4 protein-coding genes and 1 pseudogene are annotated in these 4,459 nt (G+C 36.9%); 3 read left to right on the forward strand and 2 right to left on the reverse strand.

Translation table 11 applies throughout. The features are described from left to right. Positions 1–231 precede the first annotated feature (231 nt). Positions 232–600, forward strand: a complete 369-nt coding sequence (locus QME45_14495; protein MDI6619838.1) for a transposase — start codon at positions 232–234, stop codon at positions 598–600. Here QME45_14495 and QME45_14500 read toward each other — a convergent pair. After that, positions 592–663, reverse strand: a pseudogene (locus QME45_14500) (NUDIX domain-containing protein). The gene QME45_14495 and the pseudogene QME45_14500 overlap by 9 nt on opposite strands. A 220-nt stretch (positions 664–883) precedes the next feature. On the opposite strand from QME45_14500, the gene QME45_14505 reads away from it, so the two are divergent. Beyond that, positions 884–1,642 carry an HAD-IIB family hydrolase gene (locus tag QME45_14505; protein ID MDI6619839.1) on the forward strand — a complete coding sequence of 253 codons (759 nt, stop codon included), beginning with the start codon at positions 884–886 and terminating at the stop codon, positions 1,640–1,642. A gap of 31 nt (positions 1,643–1,673) precedes the next feature. Here the strand turns inward: QME45_14505 and QME45_14510 are convergent, their stop codons facing one another. Beyond that, the gene (locus tag QME45_14510) at positions 1,674–3,152 is read right to left on the reverse strand and encodes a DUF4173 domain-containing protein (GenBank protein MDI6619840.1); all 1,479 of its coding nucleotides are present in this window, start codon (positions 3,150–3,152) and stop codon (positions 1,674–1,676) included. A 298-nt stretch (positions 3,153–3,450) separates the two neighbouring features. Between QME45_14510 and QME45_14515 the strand changes: the two genes are divergently transcribed. Beyond that, positions 3,451–4,341: a hypothetical protein gene (locus QME45_14515; GenBank protein MDI6619841.1), complete on the forward strand. Its 891-nt coding sequence runs from the start codon at positions 3,451–3,453 to the stop codon at positions 4,339–4,341. The last annotated feature ends 118 nt before the right edge of the window (positions 4,342–4,459 follow it).

Raw genomic sequence — 4,459 nt, forward strand, 5'->3', positions numbered from 1 at the left:
CTGAGTGATATTTATCGTTTTCTTACGTTTTTGAACAAGCACGGCAGCAACCTTCAGTTATGGATAAACGACAGGATTAAACGACAATATAGTAGAGACACCAATCTGGTCTATTATGACGTTACCAACTATTACTTTGAAACAGATACCATTGACGAACTTAGAAAGAAAGGTGTCTCCAAGGAACATCGTCCCAATCCGATCGTGCAGATGGGTTTGTTCATGGACACAATGGGCATTCCGATTACATATCAGCTATTCCCTGGCAGCACAAATGATTGCCTTACATTCAGGCCTAACCTGTCTCAAATTCAGAGTGAATATAATTTTGGGCGTGTCATTGTTGTAGCAGATAAGGGAATGACTACAGGAGATAACATATATTACACCCTCTCTGCAAAGGATGGATATGTTTTCAGTATGTCCGTCCGTGGAGCGGGCAAAGAACTGAAGGAATATGTACTGACGAAAGTTTACCGGCACTTCTGCTGTAAAGGCATACATGCCTCCCCGAAGGATATTGTCAACAGTCCAAGTCACAACTCCTTTATATTTCACATCTGGAAGCTCTATTCCAGTCTCTTCGAATACCTCTCTTAAGATGCATTCAGTAGGAGTTTCTCCTTTTTCTATCTTTCCGCCGACACCGTTCCAACTTCCCATCCAGCTTGATTTTTCTCTATTCAATAGCAATATCTTGTCCTCTTTTTTTATAAAACAAATAGTATATTTAAACATGTATAATCCCTCCAAAAAATGTCTGCATTCTTTGCTTATATTAATGCTATATTCATTTTGAGTCAAGCTTTTTTGCCATGCTCTTCCATCCTGCTTGTCTTTATTTTTCGAAAAGTGTATGTTAAAATAAAAACGAGGTGAAATCATGTATATCTTGGCTAGCGATTATGATGGGACTCTCACCCATGACGGAATTGTATCGGAAGAAGACAGGTTGGCAATTGAAAAATGGCAAATGGCAGGCAATCTGTTTGGTATTAACAGCGGGCGCGGATATTCCAGCATCTGTAAAGAAATGATACGCAATAATCTGGTCTGCGATTTTCATATCTGCAATAACGGCAGTATAATTTATGACGGAGATTCTGAGCCTGTAGATCAGACTGCAGCCGGCGGAAAAATTCTTCAGTCGCTTATACCCTTTATCATAGAGAGCGGCGGTTTCGATGTATCTATTTATCGCGTCCACGAAAGTTACCGGGTAATAATCGGCAATGAAGAACGTCGTAATTTCCATGAAAACTGGATAACAGCGAATGATTTAAAAATTATACCATATTTTAATCAGGTGGATACAAGGTTTATCAGGGACAATCAGGCGGGGGAACTTACCGGACAGGTTAACCGGCAATTCGGCAAATATGTGACTGCCCTTCAAAACGGCGTCAACGTCAATATAGTGCCCGCAGGTGTGGACAAGGCTACCGGGCTGCTTCACTATATGGCATTAAAAAATGTCCCCAAAAATCATGTCCTTGCCATCGGTGATGATTACAACGATTTGAATATGATTCTAGAGTTTAACGGCTATACTGTAACCTCAGGCAGACCGGAAGTGATCGCCCATGCAAAGAAGGCATACAACAGCATAGCAGGCCTGATAAAAGAATATCTGCCTGGTTAAACAAAACTCCAGAATTTAAACATATAACCCTTTATATTCCCTTTAATAGTTTTCTTGCTTTATATTTGCTTAAATTGAATTCACTCCAGCTTTTCTCAGATTCCAGCATTTCCTTTCTGTGGGCAAGATTTTCATTTATGCTTTCCCTTATAGATGGATTGGCAACATTTTTAAGCTTTATTAAATATGGTACAGCTTCAAAAGAAAGGTCATTAAGATAATAAACATCCACTTTGCCTTTTGAAAAATACATATCAACATTCTTCCTTGCAATAAATCCGTCGATATTTATATAATTAATAACCGTATACATGACAAGAGAGATTACTATAATGCTCTTTACTATATTTATTCTTCTAATCCAGATTCCTGCAAGAACAACCAGGCAAAGGACAAATAGCAGCAACATGAACAAATGAACGAAAACTCTGAGGTAGGTATAACCATAAGAGCTTTCATATAAAGAAAGCTTTAAATTAGCAGAATACAACATGTTCAATGTAAAAAATATCAATACGCTCAAGAGTATATTCCCTGCGGTTAAAAGTTTTTTGTTTTCTCTTTTTATAAACTTTACACAGTTGAAAACGATTATAAAATTGATGGAAGTTACTGCAACCAGCTCAAAAAATCCCTTTCTCGCATACTCGGAATAAGTAAATCCTGCCGGAAGTGCCATACTGCCTCCGCCATACAGGTATGAAAACTGTATTACCGAGAATGCCAGGTATAAAAGATTCAATATCGCCAGGAAAGTAATCAACGTAACCGGTTCCCATGTTATAAGCGCCGGGTTGGATTTTACTTTCTCCACGCAGTTTCCATCTTTAAATCCCCATACATATCCAAAGAAATAAAATGCTACAAAAAATATCAAGACAGCATGCAAAATAATTCTTTCAAAATCAATCTCTTTAAATATGGATGCAAAATTATTAAGATAATAATTAAATACCATGTCTGCAGAGCTTAAAAGCCCGATGATTACAAATAATACCGGTAAAGATATCAACAATCCGATAACTATCTGTCTTCTGCTGCCTTTTGACTTTGATTTGCCGTTTTCCCTTGCATATGCCCTTGTGATTCTGAAAGGCTTTGGAATATTGCATAGCACGTTGGATACAGCCTTCTCAAGTATCTCGACTATAAAACTCATCTTATCCCACCGCTCACCCGGCTCATAAATCAGTATGGAACTTACGACCATGAGCAGCGGAACAATTAAGAAGTTAAAAAATGAAAGTATGCCATTAGTATGAACAGTGTAGCTAAAAGATAAAAGAGCAATCGGTATCAGTAAAAACCATCCAGTATTCCATTTAAAATGTAAAGACTCCTTCATAAGCCATATAGAAAATGCTATACACAGGGAAATAAACAGGAAATAAGATATTCCCAAGGCTCTATCGAAGAAAAACCTGTCAAATATCACTCCCAGAAGCAATGATAAAAAAATACAGTATAACCCATCTCTTATTTTGTCTTTGCACGCAAAATTATTTTCCACTTAAAACCCACCTATCCTTCATACTTTTTATAAAATAATTCCTCTATTAACTGATTTTCATTTCTATAATACTACAGTATATCATTAATTGCAATAAATACTTATCGTTTATCAATAAATATTTATTGATAGTCTCTACTATCCGACATATGCTATAAATCCTCTTGATCAAAACATGTCTTATATTTGATGCATCCCCATCATCCTCAAGCACGTTTAAAAGCGGCTCTATAAGTGATAGAATAAAATATATCAAAACTAAATAAATCACCAAATGGCAGTAATGGAGGTAACAACATTGGATACATTTGATATTACATTTATAGGGCACATGTGCTTTAACGAAATCATACCGTACAGGGGAAAAAGCAATGTCAGCTACGGCGGTTCCATACTTTTAAGTACTGCAGTTTCCTCAAGGATTGGGAAAAGGACTGCAGTTATAGTAAAGATGGCTGAAAGTGATAAATACATGTTAAAGTCCATGCGTGAACTTGGAGCAGATGTATACATCATACCGAGCAAAGATACTACATATATAAAAGTTATATATCCTGATGAAAATGTCGATAACAGGGAATTCGTACTTGAAAAAAATGCAGGAATTATAAAAATTAATGAAATGCCCAAAATTAAAAGCAAGTATGTTCACTTAGCCGGTATTTCAAATACAGAATTCGATATGGATCTCATAAAACATTTGAGAGAAAGATATGATCACCTTTCAATCGATATGCAAAGCATTGTAAGGCATGTTGATATGACCACACATAAAATATCTTTTGTGGATGATGCCAGAAAAAAAGAGATTTCATCGCTGATGGACGGCATTAAATTAGACATCGTTGAAGCAAAAATACTGACAGGCTTTGATGATATGGAGGAAGCTGCCAAGGTATTTGAAGGTTGGGGATGCCCCGAGGTTATGATAACCCATTCGTCAGGCGTACTTGTCCGTGCAAATGGCAAAACATATTATGAAAAATTTACAAATAAGAGCGATGTAGGCAGAACGGGAAGGGGAGATACTACCTTTGCCGCATACCTTTCATATAGGATGTCCCATAATGCAGCTGAATCTACAAGATTTGCAGCCGCCCTCGTATCCATAAAAATGGAGACTCCCGGTCCCTTCTCAGGGACTCTTGAAGACGTAATTGCCAGGATGGGGAATGACAATAAATTATAGATACAAATAAATTGCTGCAGTACTGCAGCAATTTATTTGTATCTCAGACTTTTCGTTAAATCATCTTAAATTAACTCGTTGTGCTAGCTTTTTTACTGGTAAAAATTGCGAATGAAAA

The sequence above is a fragment of the Clostridiales bacterium genome, assembly GCA_030016385.1.
In the GTDB taxonomy this organism is placed as follows: Bacteria; Bacillota; Clostridia; order Clostridiales; family Oxobacteraceae; genus JASEJN01.